Source organism: Rhodococcus sp. IEGM1339 (genome assembly GCF_050321925.1).
Classification (GTDB): Bacteria; Actinomycetota; Actinomycetes; order Mycobacteriales; family Mycobacteriaceae; genus Rhodococcus; species Rhodococcus pyridinivorans.
In genome coordinates this window covers 74632-96665 of the sequence record NZ_JBNQFT010000011.1, presented here as the reverse complement: position 1 = coordinate 96665, position 22034 = coordinate 74632, and the positions used below count along the sequence as shown (strand labels likewise).

The following is a 22034-nucleotide window of genomic DNA, read 5'->3' as shown; positions in this document are numbered from 1 at the left end:
GTCGCGCCTGCGAACCGAGCAAGCATAGTCATCCACCCGAATCGCGTGACCTTACTCGACAGTAACCTCTCTGGTTCATCTCCCGAGTCGCCCTCGACGTTACCGGGCGGTACCTCCGGGGTCCCACCTCGCGCATCGGCGGGGCCGTCCGAGGACGGCCCCACCTGCGGTCAGTCCGGATCGGAGAGCCGGTGCACCCGGTGCGCCGCGCCCCATTCGTCGAGCAGATCCTGGGGCGCCTCGTCGACCACGACGACCACCGCGAGATCCTCGAGACTGCCCGGCTCGAGCGTGCGCAGCGAGGCTTCCGGCAGGTGGACGTGCGTGACCCACTCGTTGTAGAGCACACCGTCCAGGGAGGCCCCCGACACCGTCTTCTCGGGTACGACCACGACGACCGCACCCGTCGCGGTCACGGCCAGCGGCTCGAGGGCCACCGATTCGACGTCGACGCTGCCCAGGGCTGCGCTCCGCGACTCGTAGGTCAGCTCGTACCTCTCGCGCAGCTCGTCGATCCGCTCGAGAAGTTCGGCGTTCGTGAACGTCCGCGACCCGATGACCGCCGCCGCGTCCGACGGTTCCACCGGGCGCAGCCGGTCCGAGTACGTCACGGGAGCGGCCGAGAGAGCCGACAGGTCCGTCTGCACCTTCTCGTCGTCCACGACGATCCAGTCGCCCGACAGGGATCCTGCCGCCTTCGAGAGGGTCAGACCCACCGCGGCTCCCGCCGGCAGCTCTTCGCCGTGGCGAGCCGGGTCGACCATCACCAGTGCCGAGCCGGTCTTGGCCACCGCCCACTGCGCGACCACCGAGTCCACCGATCGTGGCATCGAGACGGCGACAGCATCGCCTGTTCCCAGCCCGCGATCGATGAGCATGCGGGCCAGGCGGGAAGACCGTTCGTCGAGTTCGCGGTACGAGATCTCCACACCCTGCCCGTCGGCCTCGGGTTCGGCGGGCACGGCGAGTGCGGGCGCCGAGGGGTCCATTTCGACCACCTCCGCGAGCACAGTGGCGAGGGTGCCCGCTCCCGTACCGCCCACAACCGCGGAGGGCCCGGATTCGGCCACGATGCGCGCGAGTTCGTCGGCCTCGACGAGTTCGATATCGGCGACCGCCGTGTCGGAATCCTCGACGAACGCCTCCAGCACACGCACGAATCGTCGGGAGAGGTGAACGACCTCGGCCTCGTCGAAGAACCGCTCCAGGTACTTGAAGGTCAGTTCGATCTCGCTGTCGGCAACGGTGAGCAGCGTTATCGGGTAATGCGTGGCGTCCTTCACTCCGACGCCCGTGATCGTCATGCCGTCGATCGAGCCCGCAGCGTCGGACAACGCGTCCCGATCGATCGGGTACGACTCGAACACCAGCAGGGAGTCGAATCCGATCGGCGTTCCGATGCGCTGTTCGATGTCGGACAGGCCGACATAGTGGTGATCGAGCAACCCCGCCTGCTCCGCCTGCAGACGTCGGAGCATCTGCGACACGGATTCGTGCCGGTTCGTCCTTACGCGCACCGGCAATGTGTTGATGAACAGACCCACCATCGACTCGACGCCGGGCAGGTCGGCGGGACGACCCGACACGGTCGCGCCGAACACGACGTCCGAGCTGCCGGTGATGCGGCCGAGCACTACGCCCCAGGCAGCCTGCACGAGGGTGTTCACGGTTACGCCGAGATCGGCCGCGAGGGCGGCCAACCGGGCGGTGCGCTCGGTGTCGAGCAGGACGCGGACCGTGGAGATCGTGTCGTTCCCGGGGTCGCGCTGAACCGGAGCGATGGCGGTCGGATCTCCGAGCCCTTCGAGCGCGGTGGCCCACGCGTCGAGCGAAACCGTCCTGTCCTGCTCGGCGAGCCACGCGAGGAAACTGCGGTAGGAGCGCGCGCGCGGCAGTGCCGTGGGATCACCGCGAAGCACGTACAGGGCCATCAGATCCTGCATGAGCAGCGGCATCGACCAGCCGTCGAGAAGGATGTGATGGGTCGTGACTCCGAGGTGGTACCGGTTCGTTCCGGATCTCACGAGCAGGAACCGAATGAGCGGTGCCGACTCCATGTCGAAGCGGCGGGACTGCTCGTCCGCCAATGCCGATGCGACCGCGGCCATCCGTCGCTCGTCCTCGGTGTCGCTCGAATCGAGTTCTCGCCAGGGAAGCTCGACGTCGTCGAGCACCAGTTGCAGGGACCGTCCCTCCGCGTCCGTGACGAAAGCGGTCCTGAGATTCGGGTATCGGTCCAGCAGTGCTTGTCCGGCCGCACGCAGGCGCGCCGGATCCACCTCACCCTCGAGGTCCAGCACGGCCTGCATGGTGTAGACGTCGACGTGCTCCTCGGTCACCATCGACGCGTGGAACAGCAGACCCGCCTGCAGCGGCGACAGCGGCCACACGTCCGAGAGCGCCGGGTAGCGCTGCTCCCATTCCTCGATCTCGCTCTGTTCCAGACCGGCGAGCAGCAGGTCGGACGGTGTCAGGCCACCCGCATCCGGTGACGCCGCGTACTGGGCGAGAGCGCTCAGTGCCTGCGACCAATGCTGAGCAAGCTCGTCCACGTCGTCGGAATCCAGCAGCCCCGACGGGAAGGCGATGCTCGCGCCGAGCTGTGGTCCGCCGTCGCCGTCCGAGACGATCGCATTGATATCGACGCTCGCGTTGGCGGGCATGTCGGCGTCCTGAGCAACATCCAGCTCGCCGAGCGCGGAGGTCGGTGCCCAGCCGATCTCCGCGAGGCCCTCCGGTACGTCCGCCGACGACATCCGGCCCAGATAGTTGAAGCTCACCTGCGGCACTCGGGCGATCGACGCCAACCGCGCCGACGATTCCGGATCCAGATAGCGCAGCATGCCGAATCCCATACCCTTGTCCGGGATGGCCAGGAGCTGTTCCTTGACCGCCTTCACGGCCGATCCGATCGCAGCGCCACCGGCGAAAGCCTCGTCGACGTCCACTCCGGTCAGGTCGACCCGGACCGGGTACGCACTGGTGAACCACCCGACCGTCCTCGACAGGTCCGCTCCCGGCAGGACGGACTCCTCCCGCCCATGACCTTCGAATTCGACCAGTGCCGAAGACGATTCGATGCCTCGATCGCGTCGCCACCGCACGAGTGCCAGGCCGAGCGCAGCCATCAGGCCATCGGCGACACCACCGCGGAACAATGTCGGCACCGACGTCAGCAGAGCATCGGTTTCGGACGCCGGGAGAGACAGCTCGACCCGTCGGACGGTGGAAACGGTGTCGACGGCAGGATCGAACGGACGTGAGCCCAGAGCCGGGTCCGGGCCCTCCAGAATGCGCTCCCACAGAGGAAGTTCCGCCCGGCGCTCCGAGGCCGCAGCCACGAGACCGTGCGCCCATCGCCGCAGGGACGTGCCCACGGCGTCGAGCGACACTTCCTGGCCGGAGACGATCTGCCCCCAGGCCAGGCCGAGGTCCGGCAGCAGGATGCGCCACGAGACGCCGTCCACGACCAGATGGTGGGCGACGACCGCGAGGATGCCCGCACGCTCACCGCCGAAATCGAACCACACGAACCGGAGGACCGAACCGCTGGCAGGATCGAGCCGGCCCAGCGCTGCGTCGATCTCGTGTTCCGCAACGACAGTCAGATCTGCGTCGCTGATTCCGGCGGGTAGCTCGACCCGTTCGAGAATCGACATCGGATCGACACTCCCCGCGGCGCGAACGCGTAGGACATGCTCCCCATCGGTTCCGCGCTCGAGGATCGAACGCAGAGCGTCGTGGTGATCGACGACAGCACCGATCGTACGAACGAGCACGTCCTGATCGATCCCGCGCGGCAATGTCACGGCGACGATCTGCGAGAACCGATCGAAACCACCGGGCCACGACAGGACCTCATGCATGATCGGCGTCAGCGGAACCTCGCCGACACCGCCACCGGGAAGCTCGGCCGGACGCAGTGTCGTCCCGCCCTCGGAGCGCGTCGCGACCTCGGCGAGACCGGCGACCGACCGACGCTCGAAGACGTCCCGGGGGGTGAACACCACACCGCGCGCCTTCGCCCGCGACACCAACTGGATCGACACGATGCTGTCGCCGCCGAGCGCGAAGAACGACTCGTCGACGCTCACCTTGTCCAGATGCAGAACCTCCGCGAACACCTCGGAGATGATCTGCTCGACCTCACCCTCGGCGGCCCGGTACTCACGCTCCTCGATCACCGGTTCCGGCAGCGCATCGCGATCGAGTTTGCCCACCGGCGTGAGCGGCACCTCGTCGAGTACCACGATGGCCGACGGCACCATGTGCGGCGGCAACGACCGTGCCACGAACTCGGTCAACTCCGCCGTGTCGACCGTTCGGCCCCGCACCGGCAGCACGTACGACACCAGCACGGTGGCGCCGGAACCGGTGGTCCGGCCGAGAGTAGCCGCGAAATCCACACTGTCGTGCCCGGCGAGAGCCGCGTCGATCTCGCCGAGCTCGATACGGAACCCGCGGACCTTGACCTGGAAGTCGCTGCGGCCGACGAATTCGAGCTCGACGGGACCGCCCTCGATCGAACGCCAGCGAACCACGTCGCCCGTGCGGTACATGCGCGAGCCGTCGCTGCTGTAGGGATTGGCGACGAACCGCTCGGCGGTCAGGGCGGTGCGCCCGTGGTAACCCCGCGCGAGCGCGCCACCTGCCATGTAGAGCTCGCCTGCGACACCCTCGGGCACCGGGTTCAGCCGGGCATCGAGGACGAGCGCGGATACACCGTGGGTCGGGTTGCCGATCGTGATCGGCCGGCCCGGTTGCAGGCGGGCGAACGACGAGATGATCGTGGTCTCGGTGGGGCCGTACCCGTTGAAGTACTTCCGTCCCGGCGCCCAGCGACCGAGCAGCTCGGGTGTGGTGACGTCGCCGCCCACCGACACCACCTCGAGGCTGTCGATACCGGCAGGATCCATCGTGCCCAGCACTGCGGGCGTGATGATCGTGTGGGTCACCTGTTCGGTCTGCAGCAGTTCCGCAAGATCCGGGCCGCCGATGATCCGGCCCGGCACGATCACCAGCGTCGCACCGCTCGAGAATGCAGCCATCCACTCGAGCACCGACGGGTCGAAGCTCGGCGAGCAGATGTGCAGGAACCGGTGGCCGGCACGCAGGTGGTAGAGGTCCACGGCGGTGTCGACGACGCCACCGAGACCGGTGTGGGTGACCACGACGCCCTTGGGCCTACCCGTCGAACCCGACGTGTAGATCACATAGGCCGGGTGTTCGAGCCGGATCGGCCGCACGCGATCGGCGTCGGTGACCGGCGCACCGGACCGCGCGTCCAGTTCCGCGGCCGTCTCCGGCGCGTCGAGCACGACCCAGTCGGAGTCGTCCGGCATCGCCTCGCGATATTCGGCGCCAGTGATACCCATGGCCGCTCCGGAATCCGCGAGCATGTAGCGCACGCGGTCGATCGGGTAGTTCGGATCGACCGGCAGGTGGGCGGCACCGGCCTTCGCGATCGCCCACACGCTCAGCACCATCTCGTACGAACGCGGGTACGCGACGGCGACGATGTCCTCCGGTCCGACCCCTCGCTCGATGAGCATGCGGGCCAGGCGCGACGAGGTCTCGTCGAGTTCCCGGTAGGTGACCGACCGGCCCTCGTACCGCACCGCGACGGCCTCGGGGGCCCGCGCGACGCCCGAAGTGAGGATGTCGGTGAGGCTTCCACCTGCACTGACGCGGTCGCCGTGGACGTGCGTGAGCCGGTCGAACTCGTCTGTGTCGAGAAGCGGTAGATCTCCGACCGGCAGGTGCGGATCGCCCAGTACTCCCGCGACGAGCATCTCGAACCGTCGAGCGAATCCTTCGATCGTCGAGCGGTCGAACAACGCACTCGCGTAGGAGAATTCAGCCGAGATTCCGGCGGGGCCATCCGATCCGCCGCGATGCTCGCGGAGGGTCAGCGACAGGTCGAACTTGACGGTGTCGACCTCGAAGGGCACTCCGGACACCGTGAGTTCGGGCAGTTCCAGCGCCGTCTCGGGCAGGTTCTCGAACGACAGTGCCACCTGGAACAGCGGGTGGCGTGCCGTCGACCGCTCGGGGGCGAGGATCTCCACGAGCCGCTCGAAGGGGATGTCGGCGTGGGCGAACGCCTCGAGGTCGCCCTCCCGCACGCGCGAGAGGAGGTCCGAGAAGCTCTTGCCCGCGTCCACCCGGGTGCGCAGGACGAGCGTGTTGACGAACATGCCGACCAGGTCGTCGACCTCCGATTCGCCACGACCGGCGATGGGCGTGCCGATCGCGATGTCGTCGCTGTCGGAGATCCTCGACAGAAACACCGCGAGCGCGGTGTGCATCACCATGAACATCGTGGTGCCCGTGGAGCGTGCGAGTGCCGCGAGGCCGCGGTGCAGGTCCGCGCCGAGGACGAACTCGATCTTGCCGCCGGTGAAGGACTGGATCGAAGGACGCGGCCGGTCCATGGGGAGATTCAGCTCGTCAGGCAGACCCGAGAGCGTGCGCTTCCAGTACTCGGCCTGCGCAGCGAGCAGGCTCTCGGCGTCGTCCTCTCCGCCGAGGACCGCGCGCTGCCAGATGGCGAAGTCGGCGTACTGCACCGGCAGCGACGCCCAGCGGGGGGCTTCACCCTCGGCGCGGGACATGTACGCCGTCATCACGTCGCGGGTCAGCGGCGAGATGGACCAGCCGTCGGCGCTGATGTGATGGACGACGAAGACCAGCACATGATCGCGCTCGGAGAGCTCGAACAGTCTTGCGCGCAGCGGGATCTCGGTGGTGACGTCGAACCCGCGGGAGACGACCGCCGTCACCTTCTGCAGCAGGTCGTCCTCAGTGGCCGATTCGACGTCGATGTCGGGTGCGGCCTCCGCGACCGGGAGTATCAGCTGGTAGGGCTGTCCGTCGATCTCGGGATAGATGGTGCGGAGCACCTCGTGCCGGGTGAGCAGGTCTTGGACCGCTGCCTGCAGCGCACCGAGGTCGAGTGCCCCGGTCAACCGGACCGCCACTGGGATGTTGTCGACCGACGACTCGGTGTCGAAGCGGTTGAGGAACCACATGCGCTGCTGCGCGAGCGACAGCGGCACACGTTCAGGCCGCGGCTGCGGCACCAGCGGCGGACGTGCCGCCGCATCGGTGTGCTGCTCGGCCGCGACGGCGAGCGCCGCGACACTGGGGGCTTCGAACAGCACGCGAACGGGGACGCGGGTGTCGAGCGCCGCGCCGATCCGCGAGACGACCTGGGTGGCGAGCAGCGAGTTGCCGCCGAGTTCGAAGAAGTCGTCGTCCACACCCACGCGGGTGAGGCCGAGGACGTCGGCGAACACGCCGGCGACGATCTCCTCGACCGGGGTGCTCGGGGCACGGAATTCGCGGGTCTCGAAGACCGGCTCGGGCAGGGCCCTGCGGTCGAGCTTGCCGTTGACGTTCAGCGGCAACGCATCGAGCGTCACGAACGCCGACGGCACCATGTACGACGGCACCTGAGCACCGAGGGCGGATCTTATCGACTCGATGTCCGCCTGCGCATCGTCCACGGGCACGATGTACGCGACCAGCTGGGTGCCGACCCGCTCGTCCTCGCGAGCGATCACCGCGACATCACGCAACGCATCCATCGCCCGCAGAGCGGATTCGATCTCACCGAGCTCGATACGGAACCCACGCACCTTCACCTGGAAATCCGTACGCGACAAGTAATCCAACTGCCCGTCGCGAGTCCAGCGCACCAGATCGCCCGTACGATACAGACGTTCACCATCACCGAACGGCGACGCGACGAACCGCTCCGCACTCAGATCCGCACGCCCGAAATACCCGCGCGCGAGCTGCGCACCCGCGAGATACAGCTCACCGGCGACACCGGCCGGAACCGGATGCAGACGCTCGTCGAGCACATACACCCGGGTGTTCCACTCGGGCACACCGATCGGCACCGACGCACCCGAGACATCGGTGACATCACCGGCGGTGACCGACACCGCGGCCTCGGTCGGACCGTACAGGTTCACGAGCCGCGCACGGTTGTGGGTCAGGAACCGCTGGGCGGTCGCCGGCGGCAGCGCTTCGCCGATGGCGAGGATGTGGCGTAGCGAGGAGGCCAGCACTCCGTCGGCGTCGACCATCAACGCCTCGAGCATCGACGGCACCACATGCAGCGTCGTCACCGACTGCTCGGTCAGCAGCCGGTTCAGATAGGCCGGATCGCGATGACCGTCGGCCGACGCGATCACCACACGACCACCGGAGACCAGCGCCGACCAGAACTCCCACACCGACAGGTCGAACGTCGCCACCGTCTTCAACAGCACCGCATCATCGACACCGAGACCGAAATACTCACGCTTCCACAGCAACTGGTTGACGATCGCCGCATGCGGCACCGCCACACCCTTCGGCCGACCCGTCGAACCCGACGTGAAGATCACATACGCCGTGTTCGACGCACGCAACGGAGCGATCCGCTCGCCGTCGACGATGGAGGCGGACGAGACGTCCGAGAGATCGAGCGTGTCGATCGCCAGGCTCGGGACAGACCTCTCCCCCGGCACGACGAAGGCATCGCGTTCGGTCGACAGGATCACCACCGGCGCCGCGGTGTCGAGAATGTACGCGTTGCGATCGTCCGGCTGATCGGGATCCACCGGCACATACACGCCACCGGCCTTGACCACCGCATACATACCGACCAGCAACTCGACCGAGCGACGCATCGCCAGCGCCACCGTCGACTCCGGACCCACACCCTCCGAGATCAACCTGCGCGCAAGACGATTGACACGCGCATCGAACTCCGAATAGGTCAGCGACTCGCCCTCGAACACCAACGCCGGCGCATCCGGCACCCGCGAGACCTGCTCGTCGAACAGATCGACCAACGTCGCCGACCTGGTGGGGTGTGTGGTGTCGTTCCACGCCTCGAGCACTCGCGCGGTTTCCACGGTGTCGAGGAGGGTCAGATCGCCGACCGGCAGTGCCGGGTCGTCGACCACGGCGTCGAGCACGCGGATGAACCGGGCGGCGAACTCCGCGACCGTCGATTCGTCGAACAGGTCGGTCGCGTAGGTGAAGTAGCCGGTGATGCCCGTGGGCGTGCCGTCGTCGCTGTAGCGGTCGGTGACGATCAGGTGCAGGTCGAACTGCGAGATCTCCATGTCGGTGTCGAGTCCGGAGATGGTGAGACCGGGGAGTTCGAGTGCGGCCTGCGCGAGGTTCTGGAACGACAGACCCACCTGGAACAGCGGGTGGCGTGCCGTGGATCGTGCGGGGTTGAGCACCTCGACGAGCCGCTCGAACGGCACGTCGGCGTTCGCGAACGCGCCGAGGTCGGCCTCACGGGTCCGTCCCAGGAGTTCGGTGAACGACGCGTCCGAATCGACGTGGGTCCGGAACACCAGCGTGTTGACGAACATGCCGATCAGGTCGTCGAGTTCGCGCTCGCCACGACCGGCCATCGGCGTGCCGATCGCGATGTCGTCGCTCGACGACATTCGTGCGAGGAACACCGCGAGCGCGGTGTGCAGCACCATGAACATCGTGGTGTTCGTGCGCCGGCCGAGATCGGCGAGGCGTCGGTGGAGTTCGGCCTCAACGGTGAAGTCGACGCGGCCGCCCCGGAACGACTGGACAGCGGGACGCGGCCGGTCGCTCGGGAGATCGAGCTGGTCGGGCAGTCCGGCGAGGGCCTGCTTCCAGTACTCGACCTGCTTGGCGGCCAGCGCTTCCGGGTCGTCCTCGTCGCCGAGCACCTCGCGCTGCCAGATGGCGAAGTCGGCGTACTGCACCGACAGCGGCTCCCATGCCGGGGCGTCGCCCTGCGACCGCGCGACGTAGGCCGTCATGAGGTCGCGCGTGAGCGGACCCATCGACGAGCCGTCGGCGGAGATGTGGTGGACCACGAAGGCGAGGACGTAGTCGGATTCGCGGACCCGGAACAGTCGCGCACTCAGCGGCACGGTCGTGGTGACGTCGAAGATCGTCGCCGCGAGTTCCTGGACGGCGACGACGATGTCCTCCTCCGGCACGTCCACCGGGGTGAGGTCGGGGACCGTCTGCGCGGCCGGAACGATGACCTGGACGGGACCGTCCTCGGTCTCCGGATAGAAGGTGCGCAGCGATTCGTGACGGGCCACGACGTCGCCGACGGCGGCCTGCAGCGCGTCGACGTCGAGATCGCCGGTGAGCCGGATCGCGATCGGCACGTTGTAGGCCGACGATTCGGTGTCGAATCGGTTGAGGAACCACATGCGCTGCTGCGCGAGCGACAGCGGGATGCGTGCGGGCCGCTCGATGGCTTCGAGAGGCCGGCGGTCCTCGCCACGCTGCGACTCGACCGCACCGGCGAGCGATTCGACGGTGGTGTTCTCGAAGAGGGCACGCACCGGAACCTTCGCGCCGAGTGCGGCTCCGAGCCGGGAGGCCACCTGGGTGGCGAGCAGCGAGTTGCCGCCGAGTTCGAAGAAGTCGTCGTCGAGACCGACCCGTTCGACGCCGAGCACCTCGGCGAAGACCGCGGCGACGGCCTGCTCGGCCGGCGTGACGGAGGTCCGGAATTCGCGGGTCTCGAAGACCGGCTCGGGCAGGGCCCTGCGGTCGAGCTTGCCGTTGACGTTCAGCGGCAACGCATCGAGCGTCACGAACGCCGACGGCACCATGTACGACGGCACCTGCGTCGCCAGTTCGCTCCTGACCGTCGCCACGTCGAGGGTGTCGGCTTCGATGGGTACGACGTACGCGACCAACTGGGTGCCGACCCGCTCGTCCTCACGAGCGATCACCGCGACATCACGCAACGCATCCATCGCCCGCAGCGCCGACTCGATCTCACCGAGCTCGATACGGAACCCACGCACCTTCACCTGGAAATCCGTACGCGACAAGTAATCCAACTGCCCGTCACGGGTCCACCGCACCAGATCGCCCGTACGATACAACCGCTCCCCGTCACCGAACGGCGACGCCACGAACCGCTCCGCACTCAGATCCGCACGCCCGAAATACCCGCGCGCGAGCTGCGCACCCGCGAGATACAGCTCACCGGCGACACCGGCCGGAACCGGATGCAGACGCTCGTCGAGCACATACACCCGGGTGTTCCACTCGGGCACACCGATCGGCACCGACGCACCCGAGACATCGGTGACATCACCGGCGGTGACCGACACCGCAGCCTCGGTCGGACCGTACAGGTTCACGAGCCGCGCACGGTTGTGGGTCAGGAACCGCTGGGCGGTCGCCGGCGGCAGCGCTTCGCCGATGGCGAGGATGTGGCGTAGCGAGGAGGCCAGCACTCCGTCGGCGTCGACCATCAACGCCTCGAGCATCGACGGCACCACATGCAGCGTCGTCACCGACTGCTCGGTCAGCAACCGGTTCAGATAGGCCGGATCGCGATGACCGTCGGCCGACGCGATCACCACACGCCCACCGGAGACCAGCGCCGACCAGAACTCCCACACCGACAGATCGAACGTCGCCACAGTCTTCAACAGCACCGCATCATCGACACCGAGACCGAAATACTCACGCTTCCACAGCAACTGGTTGACGATCGCCGCATGCGGCACCGCCACACCCTTCGGCCGACCCGTCGAACCCGACGTGAAGATCACATACGCCGTGTTCGACGCACGCAACGGCGCAATCCGCTCGGTGTCGGTCACCGGCACCGCGGACAGCTCGGACAGATCCAGGCTGTCGAGCAACAGGATGGGGACAGACTTCTCCCCCGGTGCCGTGAACTCGTCGCGTTCGGTGGACAGCACCACCACCGGAGCGGCGGTGTCGAGAATGTACGCGTTGCGATCGTCCGGCTGATCGGGATCCACCGGCACATACACGCCACCGGCCTTGACCACCGCATACATACCGACCAGCAACTCGACCGAGCGACGCATCGCCAGCGCCACCGTCGACTCCGGACCCACACCCTCCGAGATCAACCTGCGCGCAAGACGATTGACACGCGCATCGAACTCCGAATAGGTCAGCGACTCGCCCTCGAACACCAACGCCGGCGCATCCGGCACCCGCGAGACCTGCTCGTCGAACAGATTCACGAGCGTCGACGCCTGGTCGACCGCGCGGTCGGTGGCGTTCCACGACTCGAGGATCTCGACCCGTTCGGATCCGTCGAGCATGTCGATGTCGCCGACAGCCGTGGTCGGGTCGGTGACGATCGCCTCGAGGACACGCACGAAGCGCTGCGCGAAGCCCTCGACCGTCGACTCGTCGAACAGATCGGTCGCGTACGTGAAGGTGGCGTCGATGATGTCGGGCGCACCGTCGTCAACGTAGTGGTCGAACACCGTGAGCTGCAGGTCGGTCTTGGCGAGCTGCAGCTCGAAATCGGTGGAACTCACTGTCAGACCGGGCAGTTCGAGCTGGGTGCGCGCCAGGTTCTGGAACGACAGACCCACCTGGAAGAGCGGGTTGCGGGCGGTCGAGCGCACCGGATTCAGCACTTCCACCAGGCGTTCGAACGGCACGTCGGCGTTCGCGAAGGCACCGAGGTCGGTCTCGCGGGTGCCTTCGAGGAGTCGCTCGAAGGACTGGGCCGGGTCGACGTCGCTGCGGAAGACCAGCGTGTTGACGAACATGCCGATCAGGTCGTCGAGCTCGCGCTCGCCACGACCGGCGATCGGGGTGCCGATCGCGATGTCGCGGGTGCCCGAGAGCCGTGCCAGCAAGGTCGCGAAGGCCGCGTTGACGACCATGAACAGCGTCGCGTTCTTCGACCGCGCGAGTTCCTGCAGGCCGCGGTGCAGTTCGGGTGAGATCGTGAACTGCAACGATTCGCCGCGGAAGCTCTGGCTCGGTGGACGCGGGCGGTCGGACGGGAGGTCGAGCTGGTCGGGAAGGCCGGCGAGGGCCTGCTTCCAGTACTCGACCTGCTTGGCGGCCAGCGATTCCGGATCGTCCTCGCTGCCGAGCACCTCGCGCTGCCACAGCGCGTAGTCGGCGTACTGCACGGGCAGCGGTTCCCATGCCGGGGCGTCCCCGTGGGAGCGCGCTGCATAGGCCGTCATCAGGTCGCGGGTGAGCGGGCCGACCGACGCACCGTCGGCCGACACGTGGTGCACGACCAGCGCGAGGATGTGCTCGTCGTCGCTGACGCGGAAGATGCGCACCGCGACGGGCACCTCGGAGGTCACGTCGAAGGTCGTCGACATGAAGGCGACGATCTCGGGTTCGAGTTCGGCCTCCGCGACGTCGCGCACGACGAGTTCGGGCAGCGCACCGTCGAGCGGGAGCACCACCTGGTGCGGGCCCTCCGGCGAGTCCGGGTAGATGGTGCGGAGCGATTCGTGCCGCGCGATGACGTCGCGTGCTGCCGCACGGAGCGCCTCGACGTCGAGGGTGCCGACGAGCCGCACGGCGATCGGGATGTTGTCGACCGCGGAGGACGCCGTGTCGAACTGGTTGAGGAACCAGTAGCGCTGCTGCGCGAGCGACAGCGGAACCCGATCAGGTCGTTCGGTGGCGACGAGGGGCCGGCGCGGACCGCCGGAGACCCCGCGTTCGAGGCGTGCCGCAAGCTCTTCCACGGTGGAGGCCTCGAACAGCAGGCGCAGCGGAACGGTGGCGTTCAGCGCTGCACCGATGCGGGAGACCACCTGGGTGGCGATGAGCGAGTTGCCGCCCAGCGCGAAGAAGTCGTCGTCGAGGCCGACGCGGTCGACACCGAGGACCTCGGAGTAGATCGACGCCACGACCTGTTCCGTGGAGGTGGTGGGAGCGCGGAACGCCCTGACCTCGAAGACCGGGTCGGGCAGTGCCTTGCGGTCGAGCTTGCCGGACGCACCCAGCGGCATGGCGTCGAGGAGCACGTAGGTGGCGGGCACCATGTAGGCCGGCAACTGCGCGGACAGTGCCGCACCGGCCGCCACCTGATCGAAGGTCGTACCGGCCTGCGGGACGACGTAGGCGACGAGCTGGTCCTGACGGACGAGCACCACGGCCTGGTCGACCTCGTCGAGGGCGAGCAGCGCGGTCTCGATCTCGCCGAGTTCGATGCGCAGACCGCGGAGCTTGACCTGGAAGTCGGTGCGGCCGATGTAGTCGAGTTCGCCGGCGCCCTCCGTCCAGCGCACGAGGTCGCCGGTGCGGTACAGCCGCTCACCGTCGCCGAACGGCGAGGCGACGAAGCGTTCGGCCGTGAGGTCGGGGCGCTGCATGTACCCGCGGGCGAGCTGAGCTCCCGCGAGATAGAGCTCTCCCGCGACCCCCACGGGCACGGGCGCGAGACGCTCGTCGAGGACGTAGACGCGGGTGTTCCACACGGGGGCGCCGATCGGCACGGAGACCGTGTCGGCGTCGGTGGCCTCGTGGTAGGTCACGTCCACGGCTGCCTCGGTGGGGCCGTAGAGGTTGTGCAGGCCGGCGTCGGACAGCAGTGCCCGCGTGCGTGCGGCCAGTGCGGGCGGCAGTGCCTCACCGGAGGCGAAGACGTGACGGAGCGAGGTGAGGTCGTCGGCCGATGCCTCGGCGACGAACACCGCGAGCATCGACGGCACGAAGTGCACGACGGTCACGCCGCGCCGCTCGATCACCGAGGCCAGGTACCGCGGGTCGCGGTGACCGTCGGGCACGGCGACCACCAGTCGGGCACCGATCTGCAAGGGCCAGAAGAACTCCCACACCGACACGTCGAAGGTGAACGGGGTCTTCTGCAGCACCACGTCGGCGGCGGTGAGCGGGTATTCGTGCTGCATCCAGCGCAAGCGGTTGACGATCGCGCCGTGCGGCACCGCCACGCCCTTCGGGCGCCCGGTGGACCCGGACGTGAAGATGACGTAGGCGGTGTTCGACGCCCGCAGCGGAGACGTCCGCTCGGCGTCGGTGACCGGCTCGGACGCCGTCGCGGACAAGTCGAGGGTGTCGACGACCAGGCTCGGGACGGACCTCTCCCCCGGTACGCGGAATCCGTCGCGTTCAGTGCTCAGCACCACCACGGGCGCGGCGGTGTCGAGGATGTATCCGTTGCGATCGTCGGGCTGATCCGGATCGATCGGCACGTAGGCACCACCGGCCGTGACGACCGCGTACATACCGACGAGCAGATCCAGCGAGCGGCGCATAGCCAGACCCACCGAGGACTCCGGCCCGACACCGAGCGAGATCAGGTGTCGTGCAAGACGATTCACGCGCTCGGAGAACTCGCCGTAGGTCAGCGACTCGCCCTCGAACTCCACCGCCGGCGCATCCGGCGACCGCCGTACCTGCTCGGCGAACAGATCGACGAGGGTCGAGGTGTCGTCGAGCGCGCGGTCGGTGTCGTTCCACTGCTCGAGGACCTGCACGCGTTCGGCGTCGTCGAGCAGGTCGACATCACCGATCGCGACGGAGAGATCGCCGGTGACCGCATCGAGGAGACGGACGAAGCGCTCGGCGACACGCTCGACGGTGCGGGTGTCGAACAGATCGGTGGCGTAGGTCAGGCCCACCGAGTACTCGGCGGCACCGGTCGCGGTCGGCGTCTCGGTGACGACGAACTGGAGGTCGAACTTGGCGGTCGCGATGTCGAGGTCGACGGCCTCGACGGTCAACCGCGGAAGTTCGAGCGTGCCGGTCTCGAGGTTCTGGAACGACAGCATCACCTGGAACAGCGGGTGACGTGCGGTGGAGCGCTCGGGGTTGAGCACCTCCACGAGTCGTTCGAACGGCAGGTCGGCGTGGCCGAACGCTTCGAGGTCGGCGCCGCGCACCTGTCCGAGCACCTGCTCGAACGACTCGCCGCCCTCGACCCGGGTGCGCAGCACGAGGGTGTTGACGAACATGCCCACCAGATCGTCGAGCGCCGCGTCGCCACGACCGGCCACCGGAGTTCCGATCGCGATGTCGTCGGTGCCCGACAGACGCGCCAGCAACACCGCCAGCGCGGCGTGCACCACCATGAACGGGGTCGCGTTGCGTTCGCGGGCGAGCGTGACGATGCGGTCGTGCAGCGTCTCGTCGATGGTGAACTCGTGCAGGGCACCACGATTGGTGGCGACGGCGGGCCGCGGGCGGTCCGCCGGCAGGTCGAGCTGCTCGGGCAGACCCTCGAGCGTGTCCCGCCAGAAACCGACCTGCGAGGAGATGACCGACTCCGGATCGTCCTCCGAGCCGAGCACCTCCCGCTGCCAGATCGCGAAGTCGGCGTACTGGACCGGCAGCGGTTCCCAGCCCGGCTCTCCGCCGGCGGCGCGGGCCGCGTAGGCGGAGACGATGTCGCGGGTGAGCGGGCCCATCGAGAAGCCGTCGGCGGCGATGTGGTGCACGACCAGCGCGAGCACGTGCTCGGTCGCCGACACCGCGAACAGCTGCGCCCGGAAGGGTGCCTGGGCAGAGACGTCGAAACCGGACGAGACGAGATCGGTGATGCTCTGCACCAGCTGCGTCTCGGTGACGTCGACCGGCGTGAGGTCGGGTTCGACCTCGGACACCGGCAGCACCTGCTGGTAGCCCACACCGTCGACGTCCGGGTAGATCGTCCGCAACGACTCGTGCCGGCCGAGCACGTCGACCACCGCGGAGCGCAGCGCCTCGACGTCCAGGGCGCCGGTCAACCGGATCGCGCCGGGGATGTTGTTGACGGCCGATTCCGGTTCGAAGCGGTTGAGGAACCACATCCGCTGCTGCGCGAGCGACAGCGGGACCCGCTCGGGACGTTCCTGTGCGACGAGCGGCGTGCGGCCCTGGGCCTCGCTCTGCTCGACGCGGGCGGCGAGAGCGGCCACGCCGGGCGCCTCGAACAGGACACGAACGGGCACAACGGTTCCCAGTTCGGAGCCCAGGCGCGCGACGACCTGCGTCGCGATGAGCGAGTTACCGCCGAGGGCGAAGAAGTCGTCGTCGAGCCCGACACGGTCGACACCGAGGACGTCGGCGAACACGCCGGCGACGACCTCCTCGACCGGGGTCGTGGGTGCACGGAAGCCGCGAGCCTCGAAGACCGGATCGGGCAGCGCCTTCCGGTCGACCTTGCCCGAACTGCCGAGCGGCATCTCGTCGAGGACCACGAACTGCGACGGCACCATGTAGGCCGGGAGCACCGCGCCCAGCGCGGCCTGCGCACCGTCGCGGTCGAAGGTCGTGTTCGGGGCCGGAACCACGTAGGCGACGAGCTGATCGTGCCGCACCTGCGCGGCAGCCTGCGACACCCCGGTGTGGTCGAGCAGTGCGGTCTCGATCTCCCCCAGCTCGATACGCAGACCGCGGAGCTTGACCTGGAAGTCGGTGCGGCCGAGATACTCGAGATCACCGCTGCGGTCGTTGCTCCAGCGCACGAGGTCGCCCGTGCGGTACAGACGCTCACCCTCGCCGAAGGGCGAGGCGACGAAACGCTCGGCGGTCAGATCGGGGCGGCCGACGTAACCGCGCGCCACCTGCACGCCCGCGAGATACAGCTCACCCACGACACCGGCGGGAACCGGCGACAGTCGCGAGTCGAGCACGTAGGCGCGGGTGTTCCACACCGGAGCACCCATCGCGACGGAGCCACCCGTCGTTCCTGCGACCGGGCGGGCGGTGGCGTGCACCGTGGCCTCGGTGGGGCCGTAGAGGTTGTGGAGCTCGGCGTCGCTGATCCGCGAGAACTGCTCGGCCACCGACATCGGGAAGGCCTCACCTGCGACGAGCACGGTGCGCAGCGACGCGCAGTCGTCGGGCGACACCGACGCGGCGAACACCGCGAGCATCGACGGGACGAAGGAGGTCGCCGTCACCGCGCGCTCGCGGATGACGGTGCCGAGATAGGCGGTGTCGCGGTGACCGTCCGGGACCGCGATCACCATGCGCGCACCGACGGCGAGGGTGCCGAAGAGTTCCCACACCGACACGTCGAAGGTGAACGGGGTCTTCTGCAGCACCACGTCGTCGGGGTCGATCCCGTATTCGGTGGTGATCCACCGGATCTGGTTGACGACCGAGGCATGGGCGACCGCCACACCCTTCGGACGTCCCGTCGAACCGGAGGTGAAGATCGAGTACGCGGTGTTCGACGGCCGCAACGGCGCGAGGCGGTCGGCGTCGGTGACCGGCTCGGCCGGTGTCGCGGACAGGTCGAGGCCGTCGATCGCGAGCGACGGCACCGATGCCGTGGCCGGCACGGAGAATCCGTCGCGTTCGGTGGTCAGCACCACCACGGGAGCGGCGGTGTCGAGGATGTAGCCGTTGCGATCGTCCGGCTGATCCGGATCGATCGGCACGTAGGCACCACCGGCCGAGACGATCGCGTACATACCGACGAGCAGATCCAGCGAGCGGCGCATCGCCAGACCCACCGACGCCTCCGGTCGGACACCGAGCGAGATCAGATGCCGCGCAAGACGATTCACGCGCTCCGAGAACTCGCCGTAGGTCAGCGACTCGCCCTCGAACTCCACCGCGACCGCATCCGGCGACCGCCGGACCTGCTCGGCGAACAGATCGACGAGAGTCCCGGCGTCGCCGAGTTCGTGCTCGGTGGCGTTCCACGTGGCGAGCACATCGGTGCGCTCGGCATCGTCGAGCAGCGCGACATCACCGACCGGAAGTGCGGGTTCGGTCACGACCGCGGTGAGGATCCGGGTCAGGCGCTCGGCGAAGGACTCCATCGTCCGGGCGTCGAACAGATCCGTGGCATAGGTGAGGTCGACGAGATACCCCTCGGCGGTCGCGTCGTCCGAGACGGTGACCTGCAGGTCGAACTTCGCCAGTGCCGCGTCGACGTCGAGCGCCGAGACGGTCAGGCCGGGCAGTTCGAGGGAGTCGGCGTCGAGGTTCTGGAACGCGAGGAGCACCTGGAACAATGGGTGCCGTGCCGTCGACCGTTCGGGGTCGATGATCTCGACGAGCCGCTCGAACGGCAGGTCGGCCTGCCCGAACGCCTCGAGGTCGGCGCCGCGTACCTGTCCGAGCACCTGCTCGAACGACTCGCCGCCCTCGACCCGGGTGCGCAGCACGAGGGTGTTGACGAACATGCCCACCAGGTCGTCGAGCGCCGCGTCGCCACGACCGGCCACCGGGGTGCCGATCGCGATGTCGTCGGTACCCGACAACCGCGCCAGCAGCACCGCCAGTGCCGCGTGCACGACCATGAACTCGGTGGTGGAGGTGCGACGGGCGAGATCGCGGACGGCGGAACGGAGTTCGGAGTCCAGGACGAACCGGTGCGAGGCACCGCGGTAGCTCGCGACGGCCGGTCGCGGACGGTCGGCCGGCAGATCGAGTTGCTCGGGCAGACCCGCGAGGGTCTCCCGCCAGAACGCGACCTGCGAGGAGATGACCGACTCCGGATCGTCCTCCGAGCCGAGCACCTCCCGCTGCCAGATGGCGAAGTCGGCGTACTGCACCGCGAGCGGTTCCCACTGCGGGGCGTCGCCCGAGACGCGTGCGGCGTAGGCCGTCACGACGTCGCGGGTCAGCGGACCCATCGAGAACCCGTCGGAGGCGATGTGGTGCACGACCAGCACCAGCACGTGCTCGGCCGCGGTCCCGGTCTCGGTGACGGCGAACAGCCGGGCCCGGAAGGGGACCTGCGTCGTCACGTCGAAGCCGGTGCCGACGATCTCGGTGGCCCGGGCGATCAGATCGGACTCGGCCACCGGGACCGGCGTCAGGTCGGGCACCACCTCGTCCACCCGCAGCACCTGCTGGTAGCCCACACCGTCGACGTCCGGGTAGATCGTCCGCAGCGACTCGTGCCGGCCGAGCACGTCGGTCACCGCGGCCTGCAGGGCCGCCGCGTCGAGTGCCCCCGACAGGCGGATCGCCACGGGGATGTTGTCGACCGCCGATTCGGGCTCGAAGCGGTTGAGGAACCACATCCGCTGCTGCGCGAGCGACAACGGCACCAGTTCCGGACGCACCTGCGGGACCAGCGGTGCGCGTCCGTCGCCACCCGAGGCCATGGCGGCGTCGACGAGCGAGGCGAGTTCGGCCGCCGTCGGGGCGTCGAAGAACTCGCGGACGTCGATGCGGACCTTGTGGTCGGCGCTGAGCCGCGCGACGACCCGCGTCGCGCTCAGGGAGTTGCCGCCGAGTTCGAAGAAGTCGTCGTCGACACCGAGCTGCTCGATACCGAGGACCTGCTCGAAAGCGGCGACGACGGCGCGCTCGGTGGCCGTCGACGGTGCGCGGTATTCGCGCTGCAGGGAGCTGAAGTCCGGTGCGGGCAAGGCCTTCCGGTCGAGCTTGCCGCTGCCGCCGAGCGGGAACTCGTCGAGTTCGACGAACAGCGACGGCACCATGTAGTCGGGCAGGCGCCGGCGCACGGCGTCGGCGAGCTCGGACCGTTCGATGTCGTGCCCGTCGGTGACGAGATAGGCGACGAGGTGGTCGCCGAGCGTGGGGTCGGAGTGTACGACGACGACCGACTGCCGCACGCCCGGATGGTCGAGCAGCGCCGATTCGATCTCGCCGAGTTCGATGCGCAAACCGCGCAGCTTCACCTGGAAGTCGGTGCGACCGATGTACTCGATCTGCCCGTCGTCGTTCGTCTTCACGAGGTCTCCGGTGCGGTACATGCGGTCACCGGGCTCGCCGAACGGGTCGGCGACGAAGCGGTCGGAGGTCAGATCGGGGCGACGGAGGTAGCCGCGCGCGAGCTGGACGCCCGCGAGGTAGAGCTCACCCTCGACACCGTCCGGGACGGGACGCAGGCCCTCGTCGAGGACGTAGAGGCCGGTGTCGGCCACGGCGGCACCGATCGGCACGACGGTGTCGTCGGCCGAGGTCGCGAAGTAGGTGACGTCGACCGCGGCCTCGGTGGGCCCGTAGAGGTTGTGCAGACGCGCCGAGGAGATCTCGTAGAAGCGGGCGACGGTCTGCGGCGGCAGCGCCTCACCGGACGCGAAGACGTAGCGGAGGGTGCTCACCGACGCGGCGGTGGGCTCGGTGAGGTAGACGGCGAGCATCGACGGCACGAAGTGCGCGATCGTCACGCCGCGTTCGATCATCGTCTGCGCGAGATAGGCCGGGTCGCGGTGCCCGTCGGGCACCGCGATCGTGAGGCGGGCACCCACCTGCAGCGGCCAGAAGAACTCCCAGACCGACACGTCGAAGGTGAACGGTGTCTTCTGCAGCACCACGTCGTCGGCGCGCATCCCGTATTCGGACTGGCGCCAGTCGATGTTCGCGACGATCGCCCGGTGCTCGACGGCGACGCCCTTGGGCCGTCCCGTCGAACCGGACGTGAAGATGACGTAGGCGAGGTGATCGGCCGTGAGCGCGCCGCGGCGCTCCTCCGGGGCGATCGGCTCGTCGGAGACCTCCGACAGGTCGAGGGCGTCGATCGTCAGCGCCGGGACCGAATCGGGAAGATCGACGGCGTCGCGCTCGGTGGTGACGACGGCGACCGGCTCGGCGATCTCGAGGACGTAGGCGAGGCGATCGGCCGGATGGTCGGGATCGAGCGGCACGTAGGCGCCACCGGCCTTGACGATGGCGTACATGCCGACCAGCAGATCGAACGACCGGCGGACGGCGAGACCGACCCGTGCGTCCGGGCCCACACCGAGACCGATCAGGTGACGTGCGAGACGGTTGGCGCGGGCATCGAATTCGCGGTAGGTCAGGGCCTGCCCGTCGAACTCGAGAGCGACCGCATCGGGGGTCCGCGCCACCTGGGCGTCGAAACGCGCCACCAGTGTATCGGGATCGAACGTGGCCGGTGCTGCTGCATCGTCGCCGAGCACCTCGACGGCGTCGGCCAGCAGGGCGTCGACCACCCCCGCGAGACCCGGAGCACCCAGCAGAGCGGGCGCGATGTTCGACAGGACGACGGGGAACAGCGCGTCGAAACCGAGCGCGCCACCCATCGCGGTGTCGAGCGTGGCGATCTCGTCGCGCAGGCGCGCGTAGCCGATACGGGTGTCACCGTCGGTGAGGGCGACGCGGTCGGGTTCGATCTCCGCGACGGCGGCGAGCAACCGGGGAAGGTCCTCGATCGCCAGCGCCGGCTTGCCCGCCATGTCACCCGTCATCTACGTCAGCCTCCTGAAATAACCTGCGCTCGGCATCACGCTGCGCACGCGACACCGCCCCCCGCTGCCACCCGGCACCGTACTGGCCGGGCAGTCGAACGACAGCCGATCTTCCAT

Annotated in this window: 1 protein-coding gene; it reads right to left on the bottom strand. The window is 68.5% G+C overall.

All coding sequences use genetic code 11. From position 1 onward, the window contains the following. Nucleotides 1-170: 170 nt before the first annotated feature. Entirely contained in the window at nucleotides 171-21917 is a 21747-nt protein-coding gene (locus ACQR3U_RS12805; RefSeq protein WP_230811010.1) for a non-ribosomal peptide synthase/polyketide synthase, read from the bottom strand. Nucleotides 21918-22034 lie beyond the last annotated feature (117 nt).

Excerpts from the sequence above, each read along its gene's own strand:
- ACQR3U_RS12805 (WP_230811010.1), bottom strand. The coding sequence starts at position 21,917 with ATGACGGGTGACATGGCGGGCAAGCCGGCGCTGGCGATCGAGGACCTT.